Origin of the sequence: Pseudomonas sp. URIL14HWK12:I6 (genome assembly GCF_000514195.1) — a bacterium.
Classification (GTDB): Bacteria; Pseudomonadota; Gammaproteobacteria; order Pseudomonadales; family Pseudomonadaceae; genus Aquipseudomonas; species Aquipseudomonas putida_A.
Window position 1 is genome coordinate 166,682 of sequence record NZ_AZVL01000011.1, and the last position, 25,956, is coordinate 192,637.

The following is a 25,956-nucleotide window of genomic DNA, read 5'->3' on the forward strand; positions in this document are numbered from 1 at the left end:
ACTGTAGCAATCCACTGGAAGTGAATGGAGCTCCATGGTTTGTGGAAAGGCAAAAATGATCAGCCGAACAGCCTGCCAGACGAAACCTAAAGACTCTCAGGGTCGCCAAAGAACATCTGAATCCGCGACCGCAACCAACGCTCCCCCGGATCGTTATCCTGCGATCCACGCCAAGCCATATGCAGCTCAAACGTGCGCGTCGGCAACGGTGGATCCTCCGCCCGCACACCGCCGGCAGCCGTCAGCGCATCCGCGGTGTAGTCCGGCACGGTCGCAACAATGTCAGTGCCGGCGAGCAACGTACTCAAGCCATTGAACTGCGGCACGGCCAGCACCACGTGGCGCTTGCGCCCGAGTTTCTCCAGCTCTTCATCAATAAAGCCACTGAGGTCACCGGCGAACGACACCAGTGCATGCGGACGCGCGCAGTAGTCATCCAGACTAAGCGGGCCGGGCACGGTGTCGGCGCGCAGCAGTTTCGGCTGGCTGCGGCGCAGCACCTTGCGCTTGGCGTTGGCCGGCAGGTCGGTGGTGTAGCTGACGCCGATGGAGATTTCGCCGGAGGCCAGCAGGCCCGGCATCAATATGTAGTTGACTCGGCGCACGACGAGGACGATGCCCGGTGCTTCGGCGCGCAGGCGTTTGAGCAGCATCGGCAACAGGGCGAATTCGACGTCGTCGGACAGGCCGATGCGAAATACCGAAGTGCTGGTGGCGGGGTCGAATTCCGCCGCGCGGCTGACAGCCGTTGAAATCGAGTCGAGCGCCGGGGAGAGCAGGGCGAAGATTTCCACCGCGCGGGCGGACGGTTCCATGCTGCGTCCGGTGCGCACGAACAACGGGTCATCGAACAGGCTGCGCAGGCGCGAGAGCGCCGCACTGATCGCCGGCTGGCCGAGAAACAGCTTCTCGGCGGCGCGGGTCACGCTGCGTTCGTGCATCAATGTTTCGAATACGATCAACAGGTTCAGGTCGACACGACGCAGGTCATTACGATTCATCTGGAGTCCTGGCAGAGTCATCAAGCTTGACGAGAGCGACCATATGAGAACAATGGCCGGCATGAATATTACGGGGAAAGGCTGGTACTCTGCACCGCTAAATTCAGCTTTACCGGGCCGGTGGCGGCATTTTTTCATCAATTTTGCCAATGCCGTTCATACTGCGGAATCAATGACAGGCATGTCGACTATTAATAGCCACTGATAGTCTTGGGTCAAAAGCCCAGATAGAGTTCAGGGCATTAGAGGTTACTTTGACGAGGTTTGCGATGTCCCGCACGATCCGTTTTCACAAGTTTGGTCCGGCCGAGGTGCTCAAATGCGAAGAGCATGCGGCCGCTCAGCCAGGTCCTGGCGAAGTGCAGGTGCGTGTCGAGGCGATCGGCATCAGCTGGTACGACATTCTCTGGCGTCAGAATCTGGCCTCGTCCCAGGCACGCCTGCCGTCCGGTCTCGGCCATGAAATGGCCGGTGTGGTGACCGCCGTCGGTGACGGTGTGGACGATCTGTCGGTCGGCGACAAGGTGGCCAGTTTCCCGGCCGAAAGCCCGAACGATTACCCGGTGTATGGCGAGCAGATCGTGCTGCCACGTACCGCGCTGACCCGTTATCCGGATGTGCTCAGCCCGGTTGAGGCCAGCGTGCATTACACGCCGTTGTTGATCGCCTATTTTGCCTATGCGGATCTGGCGCGGGTCAAACCAGGGCAGTTTGCTCTGGTCACTGACGCCAGCCATTGCGCCGGTCCGTCCTTTGTCCAGTTGGGCAAGGCCATGGGCGTGCGGGTGATTGCCGCGACAAAAACCGCTGATGAGCGTGAGTACCTGCTGTCGCTGGGTGCCGAGAAAGTCATCGTCACCGAGGAAGAAGACTTGTTGATGCGAATCAACAAGATCACCGACAACCGTGGTGTCGATGTGGTGTTCGACGGTCTTGGCGGCCCGCAGATGTCGTTGCTCGGCGATGTCCTCGCACCGCGTGGCAGTCTGGTCCTGTATGGTCTTCAGGGTGGCAACCAGACACCATTTCCGGCCTGTGCGGCGTTCCAGAAAAACATCCAGTTCTTTGTGCACTGCATCGGTAATTTCACCGGTAAACCCGAGTTGGGCATTGTTCAGGATCAAGTCGCCTTGCAGCGTGCCCTGCGTGATATCAATCAGCTGACGGCCGACCGTGTGCTGCTGCCACTCAAGACCCGGGTCTTCCCGTTCAACGAGTTCGTCGAAGCACATCGCTACATGGACGAATGCCCATGCCGCGAACGGGTCGCCCTGCAGGTCGAGCCCGCGTAACTCCCTCCGAACAGAGTCCGTGGCCCCACGGACTCTTGCGTTTTTACCTCTCGCAAATAATCAGACAGACCAAGCATGGTGCGTGGCCGGTTGTGCATCTGAACCGGTTTTTGTCTGCCATCTGTATCTTCTATTCGCCATATAAGCCCTGATAATTGAATGATTACTTTCATCTCAAGGAATGAGCCATGTCTGTGCATTCTGTTTTTCATTTCGCGTTTAACGTTTCCCCTCATGGGCGATATAGCGGTTTTTGTTTAATGACTGTAGGGCATTTCCTATTGTTGTTCTGCTTTTGTTGTACTCAATGTTCGTGGGACGCTGTAAGAAGTTTCCTCAGATATTTTCTGATCAGAAAAAATTCAATGCTGACAGTGGTTTACGTTGTCTGAGGCGGTGGGGTTGCTGACTTCATTGCGTCAAGTGTTTCAAATAACTTCAAAATCATAAGTGTTAGTATTTGATCGTCTATTACTTATTGATGAATTTATTGCGCCAGCGTCATCGCTGATGCGCGATATGAATTTTTTATGCCGGGTAAAGTACTGATGAGCACGATCCATGATCAGGCAATGAACTATGTCTACCAGCAAGTATTGCAACGCCTGCTGAGTTTCTTTTCCAGAGCCGAGCGCACAGCGCTGCAGTTGCTGATCCAGCGTCTGGTGGTCGCCGCCGGCGGAATGGAGCGCATGGGTGAATACAAGGTCATGGTGACGCCATCCGGTACCCGTGACAGTTGCTACATGCTGGCGCTGCTGCGCGCCGCCCAGTTGAGTATTGCCGGCCGCGCGCCCGCCACGTTCCAGTTACGTGTGGCCACCTTGCGCCGCAGCGAATCGGGGACGGCGGCGCTGAACAACATGCACCGCAGCTTCGCTGCCTTGTTTCTGTATGACGATCCCCGTGTCGAGTTGCTCATGGTGGAACATCGACAAGTGTTGCCGTTCAACCATCTGGCGCCACTCGGAATGGACAGTGCGGACGCCCATCGCACCAATCTGCTGATGATGGGGCATCGACGTGCCAGGGGCGAGAAGCTTGAGTGGCGGGACGACGCCTGCCTGGCCTGGGCCGAATTTTACGGCCAGATTGCTCGCTGGAGTAACGGCGTGGATGCCTGGCTGGCCAGCGAATCGCCGCGTCGTCAGAAGCAGTTTGTCGAAGACCTGGACCGGGCCGTGCAGAAGGCCGGTATCGGGGCGCTGAAGCCGAATTCCGGGACGTTCGATGAGCTGTTCGCTTTGCTGGACGGATTGGGAGGGGATTTTTATCGCGGTTTTTACTCCGAATCGGAGCGGCAATGCTGGCGTCCCGAGGGTGGCTTCGAGTCATGTCGTCGCACGACATTTGTCGACATTCATGACATGGCGGTCGGCAATCTTGAAGAACGCTGGCCGCTACTGAGCGAGTTTCTGGGGTTCGAGGCAGAGGAATGGGTGTTTCACCAGGGTGAGGGCGAATACGCCGACCCTTTGATCGAGGCCCATTTACGCGGCCTGGAAGCCGAGTTCCTCAGCGATCGCAGCTATGAAGCGGGGTTCTCGGAACATGTCCAGCGCATGCTGGCGAACATGCAGCTGCAGCGGGTGCCGGAACCGGTCTGCGAGCAGATGATCGCAAGATTGGGGCAACGGCAGACCACGGAAGAACTGCGCGAAGCAGCGGCGAGCTGGCTGCACCAGACTTACGGTCTGAACGAAGCACAATGGGTCTGCCTGCTGTTCACGCCGTTCATCGAGCGTGGAGCCGGGCTCGAGCGGTTTCTGCGCAGCTGTCATCCCGGCATGTTGGTGGCGCTGCCTGATTTGCATCGGGCCATGCAGGGGCTGCACGGCCCGGAGCAGGTAATGCAGTGGATGATGGACGTCAGCGGTTTACCGGTTCGGCTCATCGGCCACCTCTACGCCATGGAACCCTTGCCTGCGCACGGTGCGGCCCGGCAAACACTGGAGACCGCACTCGACGCGGCAGGCCTCGATGGCTCCGGCGTGGGTGACCGGTCAGTGGAACGATGAAGTGAGCGAGCGATCCTTGGGCGCACCAACGGTTATGGTGTCCGCCTCATGAAGGCTGCACGGGAATCCGGTTTCGCCTACCAGGCAGTCTATCGATACCTGATGCGCTTGATGGCCGAGTCGGCTTGCGATGGCAATTCAAGGCTGCCATCGCTGCGTCAGTTGGCAGATCGCTTGAACGTGTCGATCTCGACCATTCAATACGCTTACTCGTTGCTCGAAAAGGAAGGGCGGATCTATTCGGTGGCCAAGTCCGGGTATTACGCCAGGGCGGTTTCGGGGGGGGCGCCACCTGCCATGAGCAATGATCTGCTCGAAACGCTCTATGTCAACGCGCGGCACCCGGGTATGCGTTTGTTGAATGCTGATGATCCGGTTTCGCTGCAATCACTGGACAGTCCATTGCTGTTGTTGGAGCGCGAGCTGCTGCGCCAGTATCCCCGCCAGCCGCCGTTGCTCGACCAGCCCTGTGGTGAGCTGGAATTACGCGCCGTCCTGGCGGCCCGCTATACCACCTCGCCAAAGCAGTGCTGGCACGCCGAGGACGTTTACATCGGCGCGGATATGCGCGGGGTGCTGGAGATCCTGGTGGCCGTTCTGCAGCTCAGGCACACAACCATTCTGGTCGAGTCGCCCTGTGACTGGGTGATACTGCGGTTGCTGCAGGCGGCTGAGGTGCGTGTAATCGAACTGCCGTTGCAGGCCTGTGGCGGGCTGGAGCTGCAGCGGCTGGAAACACTGCTCAAGACCGAAGACGTGCGGCTGATTCTGCTGTCCTCGGGCCTGTGCATGCCGCGCGGTACACAGGTTCCAGCGGATAACCGCAACGCGATCGCCGGCCTGCTTGGCGAGCACGGCACCTGGGTGCTGGAAAACGACTGCTACGGTGAACTGGGCGAGGCAACGGGCGTCGAGCGTCTGCGTGATCAACTGGACCCTGACCGACTGCTGGTCTTCTCCACGTTCGAGAAATTCATAGGTATCGAAGCGCCTTACGGGTACGTGTTGACGCGCCAATGGAAGCACGAAATGCAGCGGCATTTTCTGATGCGCTCGTTCCGGTTGTCGCCCGTTCTCCAGAAAGCCATTGCCCGGCTGTATGGAAACGGTCGGGTCGATCAGCACCTGCACGTACTTCGCCGGCTCCTCAAGGAACGCCGTACGCCGATGATCGACTTGTTGCGCGAACGTCTGGGCGAAGCGCTGCAGGTTGTCGAGCCACAAGGTGGGGCGACGGTCTGGGTGCGGGCACGGCGGCCGGTGGACATGCGCGATGTGTTTCAGCGCCTGCTCAGGCAACAGGTGTTGATTGCGCCGGGCGAACTGTTCAGCTTGCAGGGATTGCACCGTCGGCATCTGCGCCTGAACCTGCTGGATCACGGAGAGAGCGGCTTGGGCGGAGCGCTCGAGAGGCTGGGAGAGGCATTGCGCTTGGCGCCGCTGGAGTGAACGTTGAAATCTGTCGGATAGATCCCGTCGCGCTGCGGTCGAACTGTCAGTAAACTGCGCTGTATTTCCTGAACCACTCTATTTCAGAGGTTTTGCATGACTATCAGTCCTTTTGCGGGCAAACCGGCACCAGCAGAATTGTTGGTCGACATCCCGCGACTGGTAACGGCTTATTACACCGGCCAACCGGACGCTTCGATTGCCACCCAGCGTGTTGCGTTCGGTACTTCCGGGCACCGCGGCAGCTCCTTCGACCTGAGTTTCAATGAATGGCACGTTCTGGCAATCAGCCAGGCGATCTGTCTGTATCGCGAAGCCCAGGGCATCGACGGCCCGTTGTTCGTCGGTATCGACACCCATGCGCTGTCGACCCCGGCCGGGGCCAGTGCGCTGGAAGTGCTGGCGGCCAACGGCGTGACCGTAATGATCGCCGAAGGTGACGAATACACGCCGACACCGGCGGTTTCGCATGCAATCCTCTGCTACAACCGTGGCCGCACCTCGGGCCTGGCCGATGGCATCGTGATTACGCCGTCGCACAATCCGCCACAAAGCGGGGGCTACAAATACAACCCTACCAACGGCGGCCCGGCCGACACCTACATCACCAAGTGGATCGAAGCCAAGGCCAACGAACTGCTGGCCAACAAGCTGGCAGGCGTCAAACGCATCAGCTACGAGCAGGCGCTCAAGGCCAGCACCACACACCGTCACGACTACCTCAACACCTACGTCGCTGACCTCATCAACGTGATCGACTTCGATGCCATCCGTGACGCCAAGCTGCGTCTGGGTGTAGATCCGTTGGGCGGAGCAGGGGTGCGCTACTGGTCGGCGATTGCCGAGCATTACCGTCTTGATCTGGATGTGGTGAACAAGCAGGTCGATCCGACTTTCCGCTTCATGACGGTCGACTGGGATGGACAGATCCGTATGGACCCGTCGTCCAGCCATGCCATGCAAGGTTTGATCGGTCTCAAGGAGCGTTACGACGTGGCGTTCGCCTGCGACCCGGATCACGATCGCCATGGCATCGTCACCCCGTCGGGTGGTCTGCTGGCACCGAACAACTATCTGGCGGTGTCCATCGATTACCTGTTCCAGAACCGTCCGCAATGGCGCGCCGACGCCGCCGTAGGTAAAACCGTGGTCAGCAGTGGCCTGATCGATCGTGTGGCCAAGCGTCTGGGACGTCGTCTGTACGAAGTGCCGGTCGGTTTCAAATGGTTTGCCGATGGCCTGTTCGATGGTTCGCTGGGTTTTGGTGGCGAGGAGAGTGCTGGCGCTTCGTTCCTGCGCAAGGATGGCGGCGTGTGGAGCACCGACAAGGACGGCCTGATTCCAGCCCTGCTGGCGGCGGAAATGACTGCTCGTACCGGGCGTGATCCAAGCCAGGCTTATCGCGCCCTGACCGATGAGCTGGGCGAGCCGTTCTCGGTGCGCGTAGACGCCAAGGCCAACCCTGAGCAGAAAGCGCTGTTGAGCAAACTGTCGCCGGAGCAAGTGACGTCGACCGAGCTGGCAGGCGAGAAGATTCAGAGCATTCTCAGCCATGCGCCGGGCAACGATCAGGCCATTGGTGGTCTGAAGGTGATGACCGAAAACGGCTGGTTCGCCGCACGTCCTTCGGGCACCGAAGACATCTACAAGATCTACGCCGAAAGCTTCATTGGCGATGACCACCTCAAGCAACTGGTGGCTGAAGCGCAAACGCTGGTGGATGGCGCAATCAGCACCAAGTGATCTTCAGGGAGGTGAGTTCTTCCTGTGGTGAGGGGATTTATCCCCGATGGACTGCGTAGCAGTCCGCTCCATTGAAAAGAAGGCCGCTTTGCGGCCTATCGGGGATGAATCCCCTCACCACAAAAGCTGCAAAAAAGGGGCGACCATGACGGTCGCCCCTTTTTTTACCTGCATATCAGGCGATCAAGCCAGATCCACCAATACGATTTCGCTGTCTTCGAGCGCCGTCACAGTCAGTATTGACTCATGCTCGACGGCAACACCGTCTCGAGCTTGTGCGCGCAAGCCATTGACTTCAATCAGACCGGTGGCGGGTACCAGATACGCTCGACGTCCGGCATCCAGCTGATATTCAGCAGTTTCGCCAGCCTTGAGGTTGGCCGCGACCAACCGCGCATCACCGCGAATGCGCAGGCTCTGATCGTCGCCGTCCTTGCCGCTGGCGAGGGTCACAAAGCCTTCGCGCTGGCCTTTGGGGAACGGTTTGGCACCCCACGATGGCGGCGCGCCAGTTTCCGTCGGCAGAATCCAGATCTGAAAGATTCGGGTTTCCTTGTCTTCCAGGTTGTATTCGCTGTGTGCGATGCCGGTGCCGGCGCTCATGACCTGCACGTCGCCTGCTTCAGTACGGCCCTTGTTGCCAAGGTTGTCCTGGTGGGTAATCGCACCTTCACGCACGTAAGTGATGATTTCCATGTCGCGGTGCGGGTGCAGCGGGAATCCGGTGCCGGCGGCGATCACGTCATCGTTCCACACCCGCAGATTGCCCCAGTTCATGCGTTGCGGGTCGTAGTATTCGGCGAACGAAAAGTGGTGATGGGCATCCAACCAGCCGTGGTGAGCGCCGCCCAGTGTATTGAAAGGTCTGAGTTCAAGCATGATCGTCTCCTGAAAAGGTTCGTCATGGGGCGTAACGCCAGAGCCACGAAGCGAGACCGTCGGTTAATGACGGGCATCATCCATCAGTCAACCATCGAGAAAAAGCGTAAAAAGTGCGGCATTCTCATCGAATCCGTTGATGGGAAACCGGCTCAAAATAATCTCACGCAACTTTCAGTTCATCGCCTAAACCAATGAGCTGTAAGCATTTCGCTAGAACTCATGAGCAAATAAAGCCACCATAGCCCCCAACAGCCTCACACACTGGAGCCCCTCAGCGTGGCGCAACACACTCCCGATCTGCCTCCCGAACTCCGTCCACTGGCCGAAATGCCATGGTTCAAGCGTCTGGCCGCGCGTTTCTTCGGCCATGGCCTGACACGCTTGCGCGCTCAACACCGTGCGTCGTGGCTGCACGGCCAGGCGGACGGTTTTCGCAGCGGACACACCGCTGGCGTGGAGTACGGCTTCAAGGAGGGGAAACTCGAAGGCCTGGAAGAAGGCCGGCAGGTGCTGTTGATTCGTGACAGTCGCAGCACCGAGCATCGTTCGCCGAGCGTCGATAATCATCTGTTCGACGACTGGCGTCTGCCACTCAGCGCCGAGCTGAAGAAGCGCATGAAAGCCGATGTGGCACGCCTGCTGCCCGAACATGCCCAGCCAAGCGCCGCGCAATGGAAGATGATTTTCAGTGACACTCCTTCGACCTCGGTGATCGCCGGGGCCGGGGCAGGCAAGTCGACCACGTTGGTGCTGCGCATCCTGTTGCTCACGCATTATCTGGGGTTTGAGCTGGATTCAATGACCGTGGTGACCTTCACCCGTGAGTCGCGCAAGGATTTCATCAATAAGCTGATCGAAATGTTTGCGCTCTGGGGCCAGCCATTGAGCCTCAAACAGGCGCGGGAACTGGTGCGCACCTTTCACTCACGCATTTTGCCGATGGTACGCAGCCTGCCGGGGTTCGAACGCTTGCAGGCTTTTGAAAATCTAAGCAATCGGCCACAAGGCGCTGATGAGGAGGTCGACAGCAACCCGTTCGATCTGCGAATCAATGATGCCCAGCGCCAGCAGCTCAACGCGTGCTACCACCGATTATTCAATCAGGACCAACGTTTCCGCCAGTTGATTCAACCACTGGCCAAGGCTGCCTTGCAGCTCAAGGAGCTTGAGCGCGATCACCCGGACGTGCAAAAGCGCATGGCGGTGACCGAACTGGCAGCCAAACGCGACGAAGAACTGTGCGATGCCATCGAAGACCTGTGGTTTCGCGCCGGTGCCTGGCCGATCAAGGGCATTGAGCCCAGCCGGCAGACGTTCGAGATCAACGGTTCGTCCTTTCACTGCCACGGCTACATTCCCAGCCTCGATGCCTGGGTAGTGCTCGGCTTCGATCCCCGGGAAAACCCGCAAATCTGCCGCCCCAACGCCAAGCTCAGCCTGCGCGCTGAATGGGCCGTGAAACGCACCCTGTTTCAAGCTTTCTGTCGTAACCCATTGATTTGGTTGGATAGCTACGAAGCATCGAAGCGGGTGTTGGCGACATTGGCCGGCGACGCGAGCGCCGGTCCGGGCTTCGATTACAAGGTCAAAGGTGAACTGGTTTCGGCGCCGTTACTGGACTGTTTTGTTGCGGCGGCCGGCTTTATCGAAAACCTTGGGCTGGACGTGCCGGATGCCGTCGGCCGCATGAGTTTTGCCAAAGACGACCCGGACCGATTCTTCTTTGAGGCGCTGAGCCTGTTCTGGCGTGCCCTTGAAGATCATCTGCTCGATCAGAAGCCGCCGGTGATGACCTACAACCGGATGTTCGCGCTGTTCAGCGAACACTCGCCGGAGAACCTGAAGCTGCTGAGTGATGAGCTGCTGCGACCGATGTCGCACCTGATGATCGACGAATTTCAGGACGTATCGCCGCAGATCGTCTCGTGGATCCGTGCCAGCCTCGCGGAAATCCGCAGTCGCGGCCCGGCCATGCATGTCGGGCGGGGTGCACAGCGTTCTTCGTTGCTCTGCGTAGGCGATGACTGGCAGTCGATCTACGGCTGGCGCGGCAGTTCGCCGAGTTACTTCATGGAGTTCAACAAGGAATTCCCGTCGCCGAGCACTACTCGGGTGATGCTCAGCGACAACTATCGCAGCCATCAGCACATCATCGATGCTGCCGAACACATCGTCCGCGCAGCGCCGGCAATCCCCGGCAAGAAGGCCAAGGCCAGCGGTGCGCCCAAGGCATTGCAGCCAGTCAATGTGCTGGAGCGCGATGACCAGGCCATGGGGCAGCGCTTGGCCGAACATTACAATCGTGGCGATTCGATCTTGATGCTCTATCGAAAAAGCAGCGATAAGTTATTGATAGAGCAGCATATTCAGCCTGTAGTTAATGTTGATTCGAGCTTGCCGTACGAAGCGCGACGGCTGAAACAGCTGACTTACCACAGCGCCAAGGGGCTGCAGGCTGATGCGGTGTTCCTGCTCGGTGACTGCCAGCACCTGACCAGTTCGCCCTACAAGAACCAGGTGTATCGCATGGCCGGCTTGGGCAAGGCTGGCGACAGTGAGCCTTATGACACGGCGCAGAAGGACGAGATTCTGCGGCTGGCCTACGTTGGTATCACCCGGGCGGTCAGCCATTGCTACTGGTACGTCGAGCCGCAGGATACCCAGGCGGTGAACATGCCAAGGGCGTCCGATCGGGTTGCCCAAGGCAAGGCATTCTTCGTCGATCACCGAAAACAGCCGCAAAACGCGTAGCACGCAAGCACAAAAAAAGCCCGCCTGAATTGGCGGGCTTTTTTATATAAAACAATAGTTTATGCGTAACTCTTGAGAGATTCCGGAGGAATGAAAGCCTCCAGTTCGTCTTCCACAGCCTCAATGATGCGCTCGACATCGGCCGCGTTCATCACCGTCGCACAAGGAATACCGGCGATGGCGATCATGGTTTCACCGCTGGCACGATCAAACAGACGGGCAATCATGCTGCCCGGCGCATCCATCGTTGCCTCAAAACCCATGGGATGAAAGTGCCAACGCATCAGTTGGCACGCATTGGGAAACGTGACTTTACTGGAGCCTTTATTCATGTGTTGCCCGCCTTCTTCATCGAGCGCTTCCTTTTGCTCATGTTAGGTGGGAAGAGCCTTCATTGGCTCAACCGGTCAGTGACGTTAAAAGTAGCACCCGCATGTGAATTTTCCGTGAGATTTTTCAGTTCATTTTGCGATTGCTGCGCGTTTTTTGATGTAAGTCACGTCGGGATCAGTCATCGCCAAATGGCCACTACGGTTTGCTCGTTGATCGTTTTGTCGAACTTGGGCAAGCTCGGTTCTTTTGCGCCGAGCCCTTTATGCACGCCGACGATGACGGCCCCGAACAGACCCCGGCCACGGCCGCCACGGTCATGCGCTACCACCTGAGCTGGAAGCACCGCGATCTGGACAGCGTCATGGCGCTGTATCACCCGGACGTCCAATACAACGATTTCTTTCAGAACCGGGTCCTGGGTCTCGACGAATTGCGCGAGTACGTGCGCGTGAGCATGCCGCGAGAATCCGACGAAGCGCTCGAGCATTGCGACCGGATTCGCGTGGATGGCAACACCGCGTTCATTCAATACGAAGTGACTTTGCGCGGTGGCGACGGGCTGGTGTCGTTCCGATCCAGCGAAGCGATCACGGTCAAGGACGGGCTGATCTGGCGGGTCAACGAATACGCCTCGCTGGTCCGCACGCAAACCAACGGCGCAGTAGCACCCAGTCAGCGTCCGGCGGTGAGTCGTCTGGGGCTGTCGCCGCGCCAGATCAGTTTCATGGCCGAGGATCTGCAGCAATATTTCGAACGCCAGCAACCGTATCTCGATCCGGAACTGGATCTGCAACGGGTGGCGAAGGAGTGCGGCTACAGCCGCAATCAGATTTCCTACCTGCTCAATCAGGTGCTCGGCCAAAGCTTCTACCGCTACGTCAACCAGGCCCGCCTGCAGCACTTGCTCAAGACGCTGGATCAGGCCACGCCACCGCTGCGTATCGACGAACTGGCGTTTGCCGCGGGTTTCAACTCGCTGTCAGCGTTTTACAGTTGTTTTCGCCAGCACACCGGCCAGTCGCCGAAGGCCTACGCCAAACAAATTTCTTTGCGGGCACGCGCGCAAGACAGTGATTGAAGTCACGCACTAGGATCGACGCCATCGAAGGTTTTCAGTGGCGGAGTCTTGCATGCCGGCGTGGCGCACTATCAGTTTGTGGATGGATCAACTCGACGAGCCGTTGATTGCGCGGCCGGCGTTGGAACAGGATCTGGATGTCGACGTGGCGATCATCGGCGCCGGTTATACCGGGTTGTGGACCGCGTACTACCTGAAAAAACTCGCTCCCGGTCTCGATATCGCCATCGTCGAGGCGCAAACCGCCGGTTTCGGCGCGTCCGGGCGCAATGGCGGCTGGCTGATGGGTAACCTGCTGGGCGAGGATCGACTGCTCGCCGGTCTCTCTCCAGAACAACGTCGCGCATCGTTTGATCTGCTGCACAGCATTCCGGATGAAGTGGAAGTTGTCCTCGAACGTGAGGGCATCCACTGCGATTACCGAAAAGGCGGGGTGCTGTACTGCGCCGCCCGTTACCCGGAGCAGGAAGCCAGCCTGCGCGAATACCTCGACAAACTGCACGCCCAAGGCCTGACCGACAACGATTACCGCTGGCTGAACCCCGAGCAACTGGCGCAACAGATTCGTGTGGCGAAACCCTACGGCGGCATATATGCGCCGCACGTGGCGACCATTCACCCGGCGAAACTGGTGCGCGGTCTGGCGCGCACCGTGCAGAGCATGGGCGTGAAGATCTATGAAAACAGCCCAGTCACCCATTGGCAGTCCGGCAGTTTGCGCACGGCCAGGGCCAGTGTGCGCAGTCGCTGGATTGTGCCGGCGGTCGAAGGTTATTCGGTCACGCTCCCACCGTTGGGTCGCTATCAGTTACCGGTGCAGAGTCTGATTGTTGCCACCGAGCCGTTGTCGGCAGCGACCTGGGATGAAATCGGCCTCAACCGTGGCCAGGCCTTCAGTGAGTTCAGCCGTCAGGTCACCTATGGCCAGCGCAGTGCCGACAATCGCCTGATCTTCGGCGCCCGCGGCGGTTACCAGTTCGCCGGCAAACTGCGCCACAACTTCGATCTGACCCGTGATGAAGTCGAGCTGCGCCGCTATCTGTTCGGCGAGCTGTTCCCGCAGTTGAAAAACGTGCAGATCACCCACGCCTGGGGCGGCAACCTCGGCATGTCCCGGCATTTCAAGCCGCACATGCTCTGCGATCGCGCCAATGGCATTGCGCTGTCCGGCGGTTATGGCGGGGAGGGTGTGGGTGCCAGCAATCTCGGCGGCCGCACCCTGGCCGATCTGATTCTTGAGCGCGATACCGAACTGGTGCATCAGCCGTGGGTGCTGCCGGACGGCGGAATTCATGCGCTACGCGCCTGGGAGCCGGAGCCGTGCCGCTGGCTTGGCTACAACGCGATCATCAAAAGTTTCGTCCACGAAGACCAGACCCTGGCCAACCCGGCCAGCGCACCGTGGCGGCGCAAGCTGGCCAGTCAGGTCGCTGGGTTCATGGAAGGTTTCATGCACTAACCGCCGTTTTCTTCACAAGACAGGTCCCACCATGAGCATTACGCAGTTCAAGAACACCGCCAGCCTGCAACTGGATGAATCCAACCCGGTGGCCGTGCCACTCGGCGAGCCGGTCGCCATTGCCTCGACCACCAGCGTCGAGCGCGACGATGGCGTCGAAACCGGCGTCTGGGAATGCACACCAGGGCGCTGGCGCCGGCAGATCACCGCGCAGGAGTTCTGCCATTTCATCTCCGGGCGTTGCACGTTCACCCCGGACGACGGCAGCGAAACCCTGCACATACAAGGTGGCGACTCACTGATGTTGCCGGCCAACACGCTCGGCATCTGGGATATCCAGGAGACCGTGCGCAAGACCTACGTCCTTATTTTCTGATTGTTTGATCCTTTGATTGCCTGCCAACAAAAATAGCCACTACAGGAATCGACCCCATGATCCAGAAAACCCTCGCTCTGGCGCCGCTGCTGCTGGCCGCCTCCATTAGTCATGCCGCCGAAACGGTGAAAATTTACAACTGGTCGGACTACATCGCGCCGGACACCACGAAAAACTTCCAGAAAGACACCGGCATCGGCGTCACCTATGACGTCTACGACAGCAACGAAACCCTGGACGGCAAGTTGATGACCGGCAAATCCGGTTATGACGTGGTGTTCCCGTCCAACCACTTCATGGCGCGGCAGATCCAGGGCGGGGCGCTGAAGAAGCTCGACAAGAGCCAGTTGCCGAACTGGAAAAACCTCAACCCGGTGTTGCTCAAGGCCTTGCAGGTCAACGACCCGAACAACGAGCACGGCTTTCCGTATCTGTGGGGCAGCACCGGCATCGGCTACAACGTCGCCAAGGTCAAGGCGGTGCTGGGTGATAACGCGCCAGTGGATTCCTGGGATCTGATCTTCAAGCCCGAATACATGGAAAAACTGCAGAAGTGCGGCGTGGCGATCCTCGATAACGGCCCGGAACTGCTGCCGGCAGCGCTCAATTACCTGGGCCTGCCGCCCCACAGCAAGAACCCCGAGGACTACAAGAAAGCCGAAGCACTGCTGATGAAAGTGCGGCCGTATGTCAGTTACTTCCATTCCTCGAAGTACACCAGCGACCTGGCCAATGGCGATATCTGCGTGGCGGTCGGTTTCTCCGGTGACATCCTGCAGGCGGAAAACCGCGCCAAGGAAGCAAAGAACGGCATCGACATCGGTTACGCGATTCCCAAGGAAGGCGCCGCCATCTGGTTCGACATGGTCGCCATGCCCGCCGATGCGCCGGACGAGAAGGCCGGTTACGCGTTCATGAACTACCTGCTGCGTCCGGATGTGATGGCCGGCATCAGCAATTACGTGCACTACGCCAATGGCAACCAGCAGGCCGACAGCCTGATCGATCCGGCAATCAAGGGTGACACCAAGGTCTATCCGAGCCCGGAAATGATGGGCAAGCTGTTTGCGCTGGAGGCAATGCCGCTGAACATTGACCGGATCCGCACACGGGTGTGGAACAAGATCCGTACCGGTAGCTAAACCACATCACCCCTCCTGTGGGAGCGGGCTTGCTCGCGAATGCGTTCGATCAGTCAGCAAACAGGTTGGCAGATAAATAGCATTCGCGAGCAAGCCCGCTCCCACAAGTGTTTTAGCACGCTGATTTGATTGATATCACTACACTGGCATCGCACTAATAGAGTGCAGCAAAGTGAGACGTATCTATCAAAAAGCAACTTACCGATATTTAATATTTAAATAGAAAATCGTCAGACAATTAGGCGAGAACAAACACCTCATAACAATCTTTCGACCCCGCAGTCATTGTTTACGGGCATTTGACGGAGCAGTCGGTTTTGATCTCAAAAAAACGCTAGACGACAGATTTCAAATTGTGTCAGGTTTCTTACGCCTTCATTGGGCGAGTGATAGGACGATCTCGCCAGGGATCGTCGCTATCTGACAAAAACTGTTCCATTGCTAAACAAGGAAGTGTGTTTATGTCGAAAGTAAAAGCGAATGCTATTGATATCACCGCAGACACATTCGTGCCTGTCGGCTCAGCGCAATCTCTGGCTGCGACCAGCTCTGCCTGGAACCAGATCAATAGCTTCAGCCATCAATACGATCGTGGCGGCAACCTCACGGTCAATGGCAAACCGTCCTTCTCGGTGGATCAAGCCGCCACTCAACTGTTGCGCGACGGTGCCTCCTGGCACGACCTGGACAACAGTGGCAAGATCGAACTGACCTACACCTTTCTGACCGCCAAAACCGCTAACTTCAGCGGCCTGGGCGTCACCGGTTTCAGTCAGTTCAGCTCCCTGCAGAAAGCCCAGGCCGTGCTCGCCATGCAATCCTGGGCGGATGTCGCCAACGTGACGTTCACCGAGTCGGCCCGTGGTGGCGACGGTCACATGACCTTCGGTAACTACAGCGGCGGCCAGGAAGGCGCAGCGGCGTTTGCGTTCCTGCCAGGCACCGAGCCAGGCTATGACGGTCAGTCCTGGTACCTGACCGGCAGTGGCTACGACGTCAACAAAACCCCGGGTCTGAACAATTACGGGCGTCAAACCCTGACCCACGAAATCGGCCACACCCTGGGCCTGTCTCACCCTGGCGACTACAACGCCGGCGAAGGCAATCCGACTTACAAGGATGCTTCCTACGGGCAAGACACCCGCGGTTACAGCCTCATGAGTTACTGGAGCGAAAGCAACACCGCCCAGAACTTCAGTAAGGGTGGTGTGGAAGCCTATGCTTCCGGCCCGCTGATGGACGACATTGCAGCGATCCAGAAGCTGTACGGCGCCAACCTGACCACCCGTACCGGTGACACCACCTACGGCTTCAACTCCAACGCCGGTCGCGATTTCCTCAGCGCCTCGTCGTCGAGCGACAAGCTGGTGTTCTCGGTCTGGGACGCGGGCGGCAAGGACACCTTCGACTTCTCGGGTTTCACCCAGAATCAGAAGATCAATCTCAACGAAGCCTCGTTCTCCGACGTTGGCGGCATGATCGGTAACGTGTCCATCGCCAAGGGCGTGACCATCGAGAACGCCATTGGTGGTTCGGGCAACGACCTGCTGATCGGTAACAGTGCGTCCAACGAGCTGAAGGGCGGTGCCGGCAACGACATCATCTACGGCGCTGGTGGTGCGGACAAACTGTGGGGCGGTGCGGGTTCGGACACTTTCGTGTTCGCCTCCAGCTCCGACTCCAAGCCGGGTGCAATCGATCAGATCCTCGATTTCGTCAGCGGTCTGGACAAAATCGACCTGAGCGCCATCACCAACGGTTCCGGCCTGCACTTTGTCAGCAGCTTCACCGGTTCGGCCGGCGACGCGATCCTGACCTCGTCGGGCGGCAACAGCCTGTTGTCGGTGGACTTCTCCGGGCACGGCGTGGCGGACTTCCAGGTCAGCACCGTGGGCCAGGCAGCGACCAGCGACATCGTGGCGTGATGTGAAACGGGAAGCGGCGCTTGATGCGCCGCTTTCTTTGCTTGCATCGTGTTGATGGCTGGGCAAGGCTAGGTGCTGGAGCGAATTTTCTGATGATCTGTAAAGTTTTTACCTACAAGGCAATGGCGTGGCTTTCGGCGGCGCTGATCATGATTTCTGGAGAAACAACCATGGCAAGCAGCCTCAGACTTGAAGATCCATCGGTTTTTGCCGGGCAATGGCAGGCGACGTTGAGCACTGAAAATGACGCGCCCGAAGCGCAAAAGCTGCAGGATAAACCGTCGAACACCTGTGCCCTCGAACTGCAAGCCAATCAGACCGTCGGCAAGGGCGCCGAATGCCTTGGCGCATGGCTGGAAGATTCGCCCATCGGCTGGTTTCCGGAACCCGACGGAATTTCGATCACCGGCAAGGAAGGTTCAAGAATCGTGTTTTTCAGCCGACAACGTGACGGGCTCTATTCCAGCACTTTGAAGTCGGGCCTGGTTGTTACACTCGAACGCGCGACGAAATAAACGCTCAACTAATCCAGATTGAATATATGGCAGTGTTTGAACGTTATAAGTGATCGTCGCAGTTGTTGTTGAATGGTAAGCGAGTACTTGCAAAACATCTTTCGCAGGTAGGCGGAACATTAATTGAGCGCTCGCCGAAGTCTGGCGGGATCTATCATTTCAGGAAGAAACAATGAAGATGGCGAAGGCCCCAGCCACCGCTCCCTTGTTCAAGGCTTTGGGTGACTATAAAAGCATTCTGATCAGCGTCGGGTGCTTTACCGCACTGATTAACGTGCTGATGCTGGTGCCCTCCATTTATATGCTGCAGGTCTACGACCGCGTCCTGTCTTCGCAGAACGAAACGACGTTGGCGATGCTGTCATTGATGGTGGTTGGCTTCTTTGCCTTCATCGGCATGCTGGAGGTGATCCGCAGCTTCATCGTGATCCGCATCGGCAGCCAACTGGAGCGCCGCTTCAACCTGCGGGTGTATCAGGCGGCGTTCGAACGCAACCTGTTCAAGGGCGAGGGCAACGCCGGGCAATCGCTGGGCGACCTGACCCACATTCGCCAATTCGTCACCGGCCCGGCCCTGTTCGCGTTTTTCGACGCGCCGTGGTTCCCGGTCTATCTGTTTGTCATCTACCTGTTCAACGTCTGGCTGGGCGTGCTCGCCACGGCCGGCGCGCTGCTGCTGATTGCGCTGGCCTGTCTCAACGAATACATGACCAAAAAGCCGCTGGGGGAAGCCGCCGGTTACTCGCAGAAGTCCAGCCAACTGGCGACCAGCCACCTGCACAACGCGGAAACCATCCAGGCCATGGGCATGCTCGGCGCGTTGCGCAAGCGCTGGTTCGGTGTGCACTCGCGTTTCCTCGGCCTGCAGAATCAGGCCAGCGACACCGGTGCGGTGATCAGCTCGATCAGTAAGACCCTGCGTCTGTGCCTGCAATCGCTGGTGCTGGGCCTCGGTGCGTTGCTGGTGATCAAGGGCGACATGACCGCCGGGATGATGATTGCCGGTTCGATCCTGATGGGCCGCGTGCTGAGCCCGATCGACCAGTTGATCGCCGTGTGGAAACAGTGGAGCGGGGCGAAGCTGGCCTATCGTCGTCTGGACTCTTTGCTGCAGGCGTTCCCGCCGAGTGATGACGCCATGGCGCTGCCGGCGCCGAAAGGCCAGATCACCTTCGAGCAAGTCAGTGCCGGCCCTCCCGGGCAGCGCGCGGCAACCCTGCAGATGATCAATTTCAATCTGGGCGCTGGCGAAGTGCTCGGCGTGCTCGGTGCTTCCGGTTCCGGCAAGTCGACCCTGGCCCGTGTGCTGGTCGGTGTGTGGCCGACCCTCGGCGGCACGGTGCGCCTGGACAGTGCCGACATCCATCGCTGGAACCGCGACGAGCTCGGCCCGTACATCGGCTACCTGCCACAAGACATCGAACTGTTCAGCGGCAGCATCGCCGAAAACATTGCCCGTTTCAGCGAAGCCAACCCGGAGAAGGTCGTGGCCGCCGCGCAACAGGCCGGCGTCCACGAGATGATTCTGCGTCTGCCGCAAGGCTATGACACGCAACTGGGCGAGGACGGCAGTGGCCTGTCCGGCGGTCAAAAGCAGCGTGTGGCCCTGGCCCGTGCGATGTATGGCGATCCGAGCCTGGTGGTGCTCGATGAGCCGAATTCCAACCTCGACACTGTCGGTGAAGCCGCGCTGGCCAGCGCCATCGCCCAGCTCAAGGCCAAGGGCACCACGGTGGTGCTGGTGACGCATCGCTCTTCGGTACTGGCTCAGGCGGACAAACTGCTGGTGCTCAACGATGGCCGCTTGCAGGCGTTCGGCGCCAGTCAGGAAGTGCTCAAGGCGCTGTCCGGCGCTCAGGAACAACAACGGGAAAAATCCGCGCAGGCACCGGGCGGGCTCAGCATGAGCCGGCAGTACCAGCCCTCGACAAGGAATTCGGGTGTATGAGCAGCGCCAGCATGAACACTGAAAACGAAGCCTCCATGGAACACGCGTACGTCACCGAGCGCCCGGAGCGCGATGCGAAATTCTTCGCCCGCATGGGCTGGATTCTGGCCATCGTCGGCGCCGGCAGTTTCTTTACCTGGGCCGCACTGGCGCCGCTGGATCAGGGGATTCCGGTGCAAGGCACCGTGGTGGTCTCGGGCAAGCGCAAGGCTGTGCAGTCGATGAGCAGCGGCGTGGTCAGCCGGATTCTGGTGCGCGAAGGCGAGATCGTGAAGCAGGGTCAACCGTTGTTTCGCCTCGATCAGACCCAGGTGGCCGCCGATGTGCAGTCGTTGCAGGCGCAATACCGCATGGCCTGGGCCAGCCTCGCACGCTGGCAGGCCGAGCGCGACAACCGCAAAGAGATCACCTTTCCTGCCGAACTGAGTAACGACCCGGATCCGCGTCTGGCGCTGGTTCTTGAAGGCCAGCGTCAACTGTTCAGCAGCCGTCGCGAAGCGTTCTACCGCGAGCAGGCCGGTCTGCGCGCCAGCATTGAAGGCGCCACCGCGCAGCTGGCGGGCATGCGCCGCGCCCGCACCGACCTCAATGCCCAGGCCGATTCGCTGCAACAGCAACTGAGCAACCTGCAGCCACTGGCGGACAACGGCTACATCCCGCGCAACCGCTTGATGGAGTACCAGCGTCAGCTGTCGCAAGTGCAGCAGCAACTCGCGGAAAACACCGGTGAAAGCGGCCGGGTGGAGCAGGGCATCCTCGAATCGCGCCTGAAACTGCAACAGCATGGCGAGGAATACCAGAAGGAAGTGCGCACGCAACTGGCCGACGCGCAGCTCAAAAGCGTGACCCTGTCGGAGCAACTGACCTCGGCCGGTTTCGACCTGCAACACAGCGAGATCCTCGCCACCGCCGACGGCGTGGCGGTCAACCTTGGCGTGCACACCGAAGGCGCGGTGGTGCGTCAGGGCGAAACCCTGCTGGAGATCGTCCCGCAAGGCACCACCCTGGAAGTCGAAGGGCACTTGCCGATCAACCTGATCGACAAGGTCGGCACGCATCTGCCGGTGGATATCCTGTTCACCGCGTTCAACCAGAGCAAGACCCCGCGTGTACCGGGTGAGGTCAGCCTGATTTCCGCCGACCAGATGGTCGATGAGAAAACCGGCGTGCCGTACTACGTGTTGCGCAGCAGCGTCAGTGATCAGGCGATGGAAAAACTCCATGGCCTGGTGATCAAGCCCGGTATGCCGGCGGAAATGTTCGTGCGCACGGGCGAACGTTCACTGCTCAACTACCTGTTCAAACCATTGCTCGATCGCGCTGGCTCTGCGTTGACTGAAGAATAAGGATGTTCGGCTGTATGAATAAGCTTTCGATGTTGGGAGCAGCGTTCGCGCTGCTCGCAGGAAACAGCGCGCTGGCGGCCATGGGGCCATTCGAGGTCTACGAACAGGCATTGCGCAACGATCCGGTGTTCCTCGGCGCGATCAAGGAGCGCGACGCGGGCCTGGAAAACCGCACCATCGGCCGTGCCGGGCTGTTGCCGAGACTGGGTTACAACTACAACCGGGGTCACAACACCTCCAAGGCCACGCAACTGACCGCCCGCGGCAACCTCACCGAAGACCGCAACTACAACAGCTATGGCTCGACCCTGACCTTGCAGCAACCGTTGCTCGACTACGAAGCCTACGCGGCGTATCGCAAAGGCGTGGCGCAGTCGCTGTTCGCCGACGAGGCGTTTCGCGGCAAGAGTCAGGAGCTGCTGGTGCGGGTGCTGGACAACTACACCAAAGCCTTGTTCGCTCAGGATCAGATCGACATCGCCCAGGCCAAGAAGAAGGCTTACGAGCAGCAGTTCCAGCAGAACGAACACATGTTCAAGCAGGGCGAGGGCACGCGCACCGACATTCTCGAAGCCGAGTCGCGCTATGAACTGGCGACCGCCGAAGAGATCGAGGCACGCAACGAGCAGGATGCCGCGCTGCGTGAGCTGGGCGCGCTGGTCGGCGTGCAGACGGTGGACATCAGCGAGCTGGCGCCGCTGGATCAGAACTTCCAGACTTTCGCGCTGATGCCAGCCAACTACGACACCTGGCATGAGCTGGCGATCAGCAACAACCCCAATCTGGCGTCGCAACGCCAGGCGGTGGAAGTGGCCAAGTACGAAGTCGAGCGCAACCGCGCCGGGCACCTGCCGAAAGTCAGTGCCTACGCGTCGATCCGCAAGACTGAATCGGACAGCGGCAACACCTATAACCAGCGCTACGACACCAATACCATCGGCTTTGAAGTCAACGTTCCACTGTACGCCGGTGGCGGGGTATCGGCCTCGACCCGTCAGGCCAGCCGCACCATGGAGCAGGCGGAATACGAGCTCGATGGCAAGACCCGCGAGACGCTGATCGAACTGCGCCGCCAGTTCAGCGCCTGCCTGTCGGGCGTCAACAAACTGCGCGCCTACCAGAAGGCCCTGGCTTCTGCTGAAGCGCTGGTGGTGTCGACCAAGCAAAGCATTCTTGGCGGTGAACGGACGAACCTCGATGCGCTGAACGCCGAACAGCAACTGTTTACCACCCGCCGCGACCTGGCGCAGGCGCGCTACGACTACTTGATGGCCTGGACCAAGCTGCATTACTACGCGGGGACGCTGAACGAACAGGATCTGGCGCGGGTGGATGAGGCGTTCGGACAAGGCCCGAAAAGCAACCCGCGTTAATGCTTGGCACCGAACCTGTGGCGAGGGAGCTTGCTCCCGCTTGAGTGCGTAGCGCTCACAAGATTTTGGGCTGCTGCGCAGCCAGCGGGAGCAAGCTCCCTCGCCACAAATAGACTCGCTCGATATTTCAAGAAGTGCTCGCCCGGCGAAACGGGTCATAACAAAAACATAAGAAAAGTGAGTGGTGAACATGGAAGTACGCATCAAGCCGGCAGCGGTCGGCACCCTGTTGCTCGCAGTTTCCATCGCGCAAGCCCATGCGCAGTACCTCGAATCCGGCAAGCCCGGCGATCCCGCCAGTTGGCGCAGCGCCGAATTCCAGCGTGACTGGGGCCTTGCGCGGATGCAGGCGGATCAGGCCTACGCTGCCGGCATCACCGGCAAAGGCGTGAAGATCGGCGCCCTCGACGCCGGCTTCGACGCCGCCCATCCTGAATTCGCCAGCGACCGCTATCACCCGGTAATGGCCTCCGGCAGTTACGTCGACGGCTCGCTGTTCAACGTCAACGGCACCCTCAACCCCAACAACGATTCCCACGGCACCCACGTGGTCGGCACCATGGGCGCGAGCCGTGACGGCACCGGCATGCACGGGGTGGCGTACAACGCGCAAATCTACGTCGGCAACACCAACAACAACGACAGCTTTCTGTTCGGCCCGAAACCCGATCCGCGCTATTTCAAAGCCGCCTATGACGCCCTGGCCGCTGCCGGCGTGCGCGCAATCAACAACAGTTGGGGCAGTCAGCCGCCGGACGTCAGCTATCGCACCCTGGCCGATCTGCATGCCGCTTACGCCCAGCACTGGAATCAGGGCACCTGGCTCGATGCAGCGGCGGACGTCTCGCGCCGTGGCGTGATCAACGTGTTCAGCGCCGGTAACAGCGGCTACCCGAATGCCAGCGTGCGCTCGGCGTTGCCGTACTTTCAGCCGGACCTCGAAGGCCACTGGCTGGCAGTTTCCGGGCTGGACCAAAGCAATCAGCAGAAATACAACCAGTGCGGCATCGCCAAATACTGGTGCATCACCACGCCGGGGGCGAAGATCGACAGCACCATTCCGGGTGGCGTTTACGCAATCAAGTCCGGCACCTCGATGGCCGCGCCGCACGCTACCGGGGCACTGGCGCTGGTGATGGAACGCTACCCGTACATGAATAATCAGCAGGCGCTGGAAGTGCTGCTGACCACCGCCACGCAACTCGACGGCTCGATTACCGATGCGCCGACCGAGCGGGTCGGCTGGGGCGTGGCCAACCTGAACCGGGCGATGCGCGGGCCGGGGCAATTGCTCGGCGCGTTCGATGCCAACCTGGCGGCCGGGCAAAGCGATGTGTGGAGCAATGACATCTCCGACAAGGCATTGATTCAGCGCCAGCGCGATGACCTCGCCGAACACGGCGCCTGGCAGCAGACCTTGCAGGACAAGGGCTGGCAGAACGGTATTCCGGCCGGCGCCACTCAGCAGGATCAGACCGACTACGCCGTCGGTATGGCGCGCGATGCCGCAGCGGCGACCCGGGTCTATCAGGGCAGCCTGATCAAGTCCGGGGCAGGGCGCTTGCTGCTGACCGGCGACAACACCTTTCGTGGCCCGACCACGGTCAATGGCGGCTTGTTGAGCGTCAACGGCTCGCTGGCCTCGGCGGTGACCGTCAACGACAGCGGCACCCTCGGCGGTTCCGGGCGGATCGCCTCGTTGCTCGCCAACAGCGGCGGCCGCGTAGCGCCGGGCAACTCCATCGGCACCTTAAGCGTGGCCGGTGACGTGACCTTCGCCCCAGGCTCGACCTACGCGGTCGAGCTGTCGCCGACCAGCAGCGACCGCATCGTCGCTGGCGGCAGCGCGAGCATCAGCGGTGCCACGGTCAGCCTGTCGCTGGAAAACAGTCCGACCCTGCTCAGCACCACTGAAACCCGCAGCCTGCTCGGCCATTCGTACGACATTCTGCAAGCGGCCGGTGGTATTCAGGGCCAGTTCGGCGCGGTGCTGCCGGATTACCTGTTCATCGGCGGCAACCTCGACTACACGGGCAACGCCATTCAGCTCGACATTCAGCGCAACGCCACCTCGTTCGCCAGCGTCGGGCAGACCCCGAATCAGCGTGCGTTGGCGGCCGCCGTCGAAGGCCTCGGCGCCGGCAATTCGGTGTACGAAAGCCTGCTGCTGTCGGCGTCTGCAGCCTCGGCGCAACAGGCGTTCCAGCAATTGAGCGGCGAAATCTACCCGGCGCTCGGCTCGATGCTGATCAATGACAGCCGCCAGTTGCGCGACGCGGTCGGTGAGCGTCTGCACGATGCCAACGCCACGCAAAGCAATGGCTGGATCAAGGCCCTCGGCGCCTGGGGTTCGACCAACTCCGGTAACGACACTTCGCGCTACAGCACCTCAATCGGTGGTCTCCTCGCCGGTGTCGACGGCGCGCTGGACGAGCAGACGCGCATCGGTCTGGTCACCGGTTACAGCGACAGCTCACTGAACATGGGCTCGGAGACGCATTCGTCGGCCAAGGTCGACAGCTATCACCTCGGCGCTTACGCCGGACATGAAATCGGCGCCTGGCGCCTGAGCACCGGCGCGGCCTACAGCTGGCATCGCGCCGATGTGAAGCGCGATCTGCAATACGGCGACGTCAGCGCCAAACAGAAAGCCAAGGTCGATGCGGCCACCACGCAGGTCTTCGGCGAAGCGGCTTACCGGCTGAACCTGCAGCCGCTGGCACTGGAGCCGTTCGCCAACCTCGCTTACGTGCATCTGGATACCGAAGGCTTCACCGAGAAGGGCGACGCGGCAGCGCTGAAAAGCTCCGGCGAGCAGCGTGATGCGGTGCTGAGTACGCTCGGTGTGCGTGCGGTCAAGCGCTTCAACCTGTCGGCCGCGCAGGCGCTGGACCTGAGCGGGCATCTCGGCTGGCAGCACAGCCTCAGCGACATCGAATCTGAACAAAATCTGCGTTTTGCCAGCGGCAGCACACCGTACGCGGTTGAGAGTTCGGCACTGGTGCGTGACGCGGCGCTGGTCGGCGTACAAGCCAGCCTGGCGTTGAGCAAGGACGTGCGGGTCAACCTCGATTACAACGGACAACTGGCCAACCGCGAGAAGAGCCACGGCGTGGGGCTGAGCCTGAACTGGCAGTTCTGAAACAAACCCCGCAGGTCAGGTGAACACACACTTGTGGCGAGGGGATTTATCCCCGATCGACTTCGCAGCAGTCGCTCACCCGGACAACTCGGTTACTGGAAACTGCTCGGGGTCGCTTCGCGCCCCATCGGGGATAAATCCCCTCACCACAAGCGTTATTTCCCATGCCCGGGTGTGGGCCTG

At 59.8% G+C, this 25,956-nt stretch carries 18 protein-coding genes; 15 read left to right on the forward strand and 3 right to left on the reverse strand.

Going from position 1 to position 25,956, the window contains the following annotated elements:
• Positions 1-86: 86 nt before the first annotated feature.
• Entirely contained in the window at positions 87-1,001 is a 915-nt protein-coding gene (locus H043_RS0116475; RefSeq protein ID WP_027612769.1) for a LysR family transcriptional regulator, read from the reverse strand.
• Between the two features lie 269 nt (positions 1,002-1,270).
• Between H043_RS0116475 and H043_RS0116480 the strand changes: the two genes are divergently transcribed.
• The 4 genes from H043_RS0116480 (at position 1,271) to pgm (ending at position 7,503) form a co-directional block, all read left to right on the forward strand.
• Complete coding sequence (locus H043_RS0116480; RefSeq protein ID WP_027612770.1) at positions 1,271-2,293, forward strand: zinc-dependent alcohol dehydrogenase family protein; 1,023 nt, start codon at positions 1,271-1,273, stop codon at positions 2,291-2,293.
• Between the two features lie 548 nt (positions 2,294-2,841).
• Positions 2,842-4,311, forward strand: a complete 1,470-nt coding sequence (locus tag H043_RS0116485; protein ID WP_027612771.1) for a hypothetical protein — start codon at positions 2,842-2,844, stop codon at positions 4,309-4,311.
• A gap of 48 nt (positions 4,312-4,359) precedes the next feature.
• Positions 4,360-5,760 carry a PLP-dependent aminotransferase family protein gene (locus tag H043_RS0116490; RefSeq protein WP_027612772.1) on the forward strand — a complete coding sequence of 467 codons (1,401 nt, stop codon included), beginning with the start codon at positions 4,360-4,362 and terminating at the stop codon, positions 5,758-5,760.
• 96 nt (positions 5,761-5,856) lie between these two features.
• Positions 5,857-7,503 carry a phosphoglucomutase (alpha-D-glucose-1,6-bisphosphate-dependent) gene (gene pgm / locus H043_RS0116495; protein ID WP_027612773.1) on the forward strand — a complete coding sequence of 549 codons (1,647 nt, stop codon included), beginning with the start codon at positions 5,857-5,859 and terminating at the stop codon, positions 7,501-7,503.
• A gap of 183 nt (positions 7,504-7,686) precedes the next feature.
• Here the strand turns inward: pgm and H043_RS0116500 are convergent, their stop codons facing one another.
• On the reverse strand, positions 7,687-8,382 hold the full coding sequence (locus H043_RS0116500) for a pirin family protein (RefSeq protein ID WP_027612774.1): 696 nt from the start codon (positions 8,380-8,382) through the stop codon (positions 7,687-7,689).
• Between the two features lie 279 nt (positions 8,383-8,661).
• On the opposite strand from H043_RS0116500, the gene H043_RS0116505 reads away from it, so the two are divergent.
• Positions 8,662-11,136 carry a UvrD-helicase domain-containing protein gene (locus H043_RS0116505; protein WP_027612775.1) on the forward strand — a complete coding sequence of 825 codons (2,475 nt, stop codon included), beginning with the start codon at positions 8,662-8,664 and terminating at the stop codon, positions 11,134-11,136.
• Between the two features lie 59 nt (positions 11,137-11,195).
• Here the strand turns inward: H043_RS0116505 and H043_RS0116510 are convergent, their stop codons facing one another.
• On the reverse strand, positions 11,196-11,468 hold the full coding sequence (locus tag H043_RS0116510) for a DUF1652 domain-containing protein (protein ID WP_025109621.1): 273 nt from the start codon (positions 11,466-11,468) through the stop codon (positions 11,196-11,198).
• Positions 11,469-11,731: 263 nt separating this feature from the next.
• On the opposite strand from H043_RS0116510, the gene H043_RS0116515 reads away from it, so the two are divergent.
• From H043_RS0116515 to H043_RS0116560, 10 genes are all read left to right on the forward strand, one after another.
• A complete protein-coding gene (locus H043_RS0116515; protein WP_027612776.1) occupies positions 11,732-12,547 on the forward strand; it encodes an AraC family transcriptional regulator in 816 nt (271 codons plus the stop codon).
• A 52-nt stretch (positions 12,548-12,599) separates the two neighbouring features.
• Positions 12,600-14,006 carry an FAD-binding oxidoreductase gene (locus H043_RS0116520; RefSeq protein ID WP_027612777.1) on the forward strand — a complete coding sequence of 469 codons (1,407 nt, stop codon included), beginning with the start codon at positions 12,600-12,602 and terminating at the stop codon, positions 14,004-14,006.
• A 31-nt stretch (positions 14,007-14,037) separates the two neighbouring features.
• Complete coding sequence (locus H043_RS0116525) at positions 14,038-14,382, forward strand: cupin domain-containing protein (RefSeq protein ID WP_027612778.1); 345 nt, start codon at positions 14,038-14,040, stop codon at positions 14,380-14,382.
• Positions 14,383-14,438: 56 nt separating this feature from the next.
• The gene (locus tag H043_RS0116530; RefSeq protein ID WP_027612779.1) at positions 14,439-15,524 is read left to right on the forward strand and encodes a polyamine ABC transporter substrate-binding protein; all 1,086 of its coding nucleotides are present in this window, start codon (positions 14,439-14,441) and stop codon (positions 15,522-15,524) included.
• 461 nt (positions 15,525-15,985) lie between these two features.
• Entirely contained in the window at positions 15,986-17,449 is a 1,464-nt protein-coding gene (locus tag H043_RS0116535) for a serralysin family metalloprotease (protein ID WP_027612780.1), read from the forward strand.
• Between the two features lie 92 nt (positions 17,450-17,541).
• Positions 17,542-17,964: an AprI/Inh family metalloprotease inhibitor gene (locus H043_RS0116540; RefSeq protein WP_155953498.1), complete on the forward strand. Its 423-nt coding sequence runs from the start codon at positions 17,542-17,544 to the stop codon at positions 17,962-17,964.
• A gap of 172 nt (positions 17,965-18,136) precedes the next feature.
• Positions 18,137-19,912, forward strand: coding sequence for a type I secretion system permease/ATPase (locus tag H043_RS0116545; protein ID WP_027612782.1), 1,776 nt, complete (start codon positions 18,137-18,139; stop codon positions 19,910-19,912).
• Complete coding sequence (locus tag H043_RS0116550; RefSeq protein WP_049827896.1) at positions 19,909-21,258, forward strand: HlyD family type I secretion periplasmic adaptor subunit; 1,350 nt, start codon at positions 19,909-19,911, stop codon at positions 21,256-21,258. Before H043_RS0116545 ends, H043_RS0116550 begins: the two co-directional genes overlap by 4 nt.
• 2 nt (positions 21,259-21,260) lie before the next feature.
• Positions 21,261-22,631: a TolC family outer membrane protein gene (locus tag H043_RS0116555; protein ID WP_027612784.1), complete on the forward strand. Its 1,371-nt coding sequence runs from the start codon at positions 21,261-21,263 to the stop codon at positions 22,629-22,631.
• 190 nt (positions 22,632-22,821) lie between these two features.
• Complete coding sequence (locus H043_RS0116560) at positions 22,822-25,773, forward strand: autotransporter serine protease (RefSeq protein ID WP_027612785.1); 2,952 nt, start codon at positions 22,822-22,824, stop codon at positions 25,771-25,773.
• Positions 25,774-25,956 lie beyond the last annotated feature (183 nt).

Bases quoted from the DNA above. Each gene is read 5' to 3' on its own strand.
- H043_RS0116475 (WP_027612769.1), bottom strand. From the start codon at position 1,001: ATGAATCGTAATGACCTGCGTCGTGTCGACCTGAACCTGTTGATCGTA.
- H043_RS0116480 (WP_027612770.1), top strand. From the start codon at position 1,271: ATGTCCCGCACGATCCGTTTTCACAAGTTTGGTCCGGCCGAGGTGCTC.
- H043_RS0116485 (WP_027612771.1), top strand. From the start codon at position 2,842: ATGAGCACGATCCATGATCAGGCAATGAACTATGTCTACCAGCAAGTA.
- H043_RS0116490 (WP_027612772.1), top strand. From the start codon at position 4,360: ATGAAGGCTGCACGGGAATCCGGTTTCGCCTACCAGGCAGTCTATCGA.
- pgm (WP_027612773.1), top strand. From the start codon at position 5,857: ATGACTATCAGTCCTTTTGCGGGCAAACCGGCACCAGCAGAATTGTTG.
- H043_RS0116500 (WP_027612774.1), bottom strand. From the start codon at position 8,382: ATGCTTGAACTCAGACCTTTCAATACACTGGGCGGCGCTCACCACGGC.
- H043_RS0116510 (WP_025109621.1), bottom strand. From the start codon at position 11,468: ATGAATAAAGGCTCCAGTAAAGTCACGTTTCCCAATGCGTGCCAACTG.
- H043_RS0116515 (WP_027612776.1), top strand. From the start codon at position 11,732: ATGCACGCCGACGATGACGGCCCCGAACAGACCCCGGCCACGGCCGCC.
- H043_RS0116520 (WP_027612777.1), top strand. From the start codon at position 12,600: ATGCCGGCGTGGCGCACTATCAGTTTGTGGATGGATCAACTCGACGAG.
- H043_RS0116525 (WP_027612778.1), top strand. From the start codon at position 14,038: ATGAGCATTACGCAGTTCAAGAACACCGCCAGCCTGCAACTGGATGAA.
- H043_RS0116530 (WP_027612779.1), top strand. From the start codon at position 14,439: ATGATCCAGAAAACCCTCGCTCTGGCGCCGCTGCTGCTGGCCGCCTCC.
- H043_RS0116535 (WP_027612780.1), top strand. From the start codon at position 15,986: ATGTCGAAAGTAAAAGCGAATGCTATTGATATCACCGCAGACACATTC.
- H043_RS0116540 (WP_155953498.1), top strand. From the start codon at position 17,542: ATGATCTGTAAAGTTTTTACCTACAAGGCAATGGCGTGGCTTTCGGCG.
- H043_RS0116545 (WP_027612782.1), top strand. From the start codon at position 18,137: ATGAAGATGGCGAAGGCCCCAGCCACCGCTCCCTTGTTCAAGGCTTTG.
- H043_RS0116550 (WP_049827896.1), top strand. From the start codon at position 19,909: ATGAGCAGCGCCAGCATGAACACTGAAAACGAAGCCTCCATGGAACAC.
- H043_RS0116555 (WP_027612784.1), top strand. From the start codon at position 21,261: ATGTTCGGCTGTATGAATAAGCTTTCGATGTTGGGAGCAGCGTTCGCG.
- H043_RS0116560 (WP_027612785.1), top strand. From the start codon at position 22,822: ATGGAAGTACGCATCAAGCCGGCAGCGGTCGGCACCCTGTTGCTCGCA.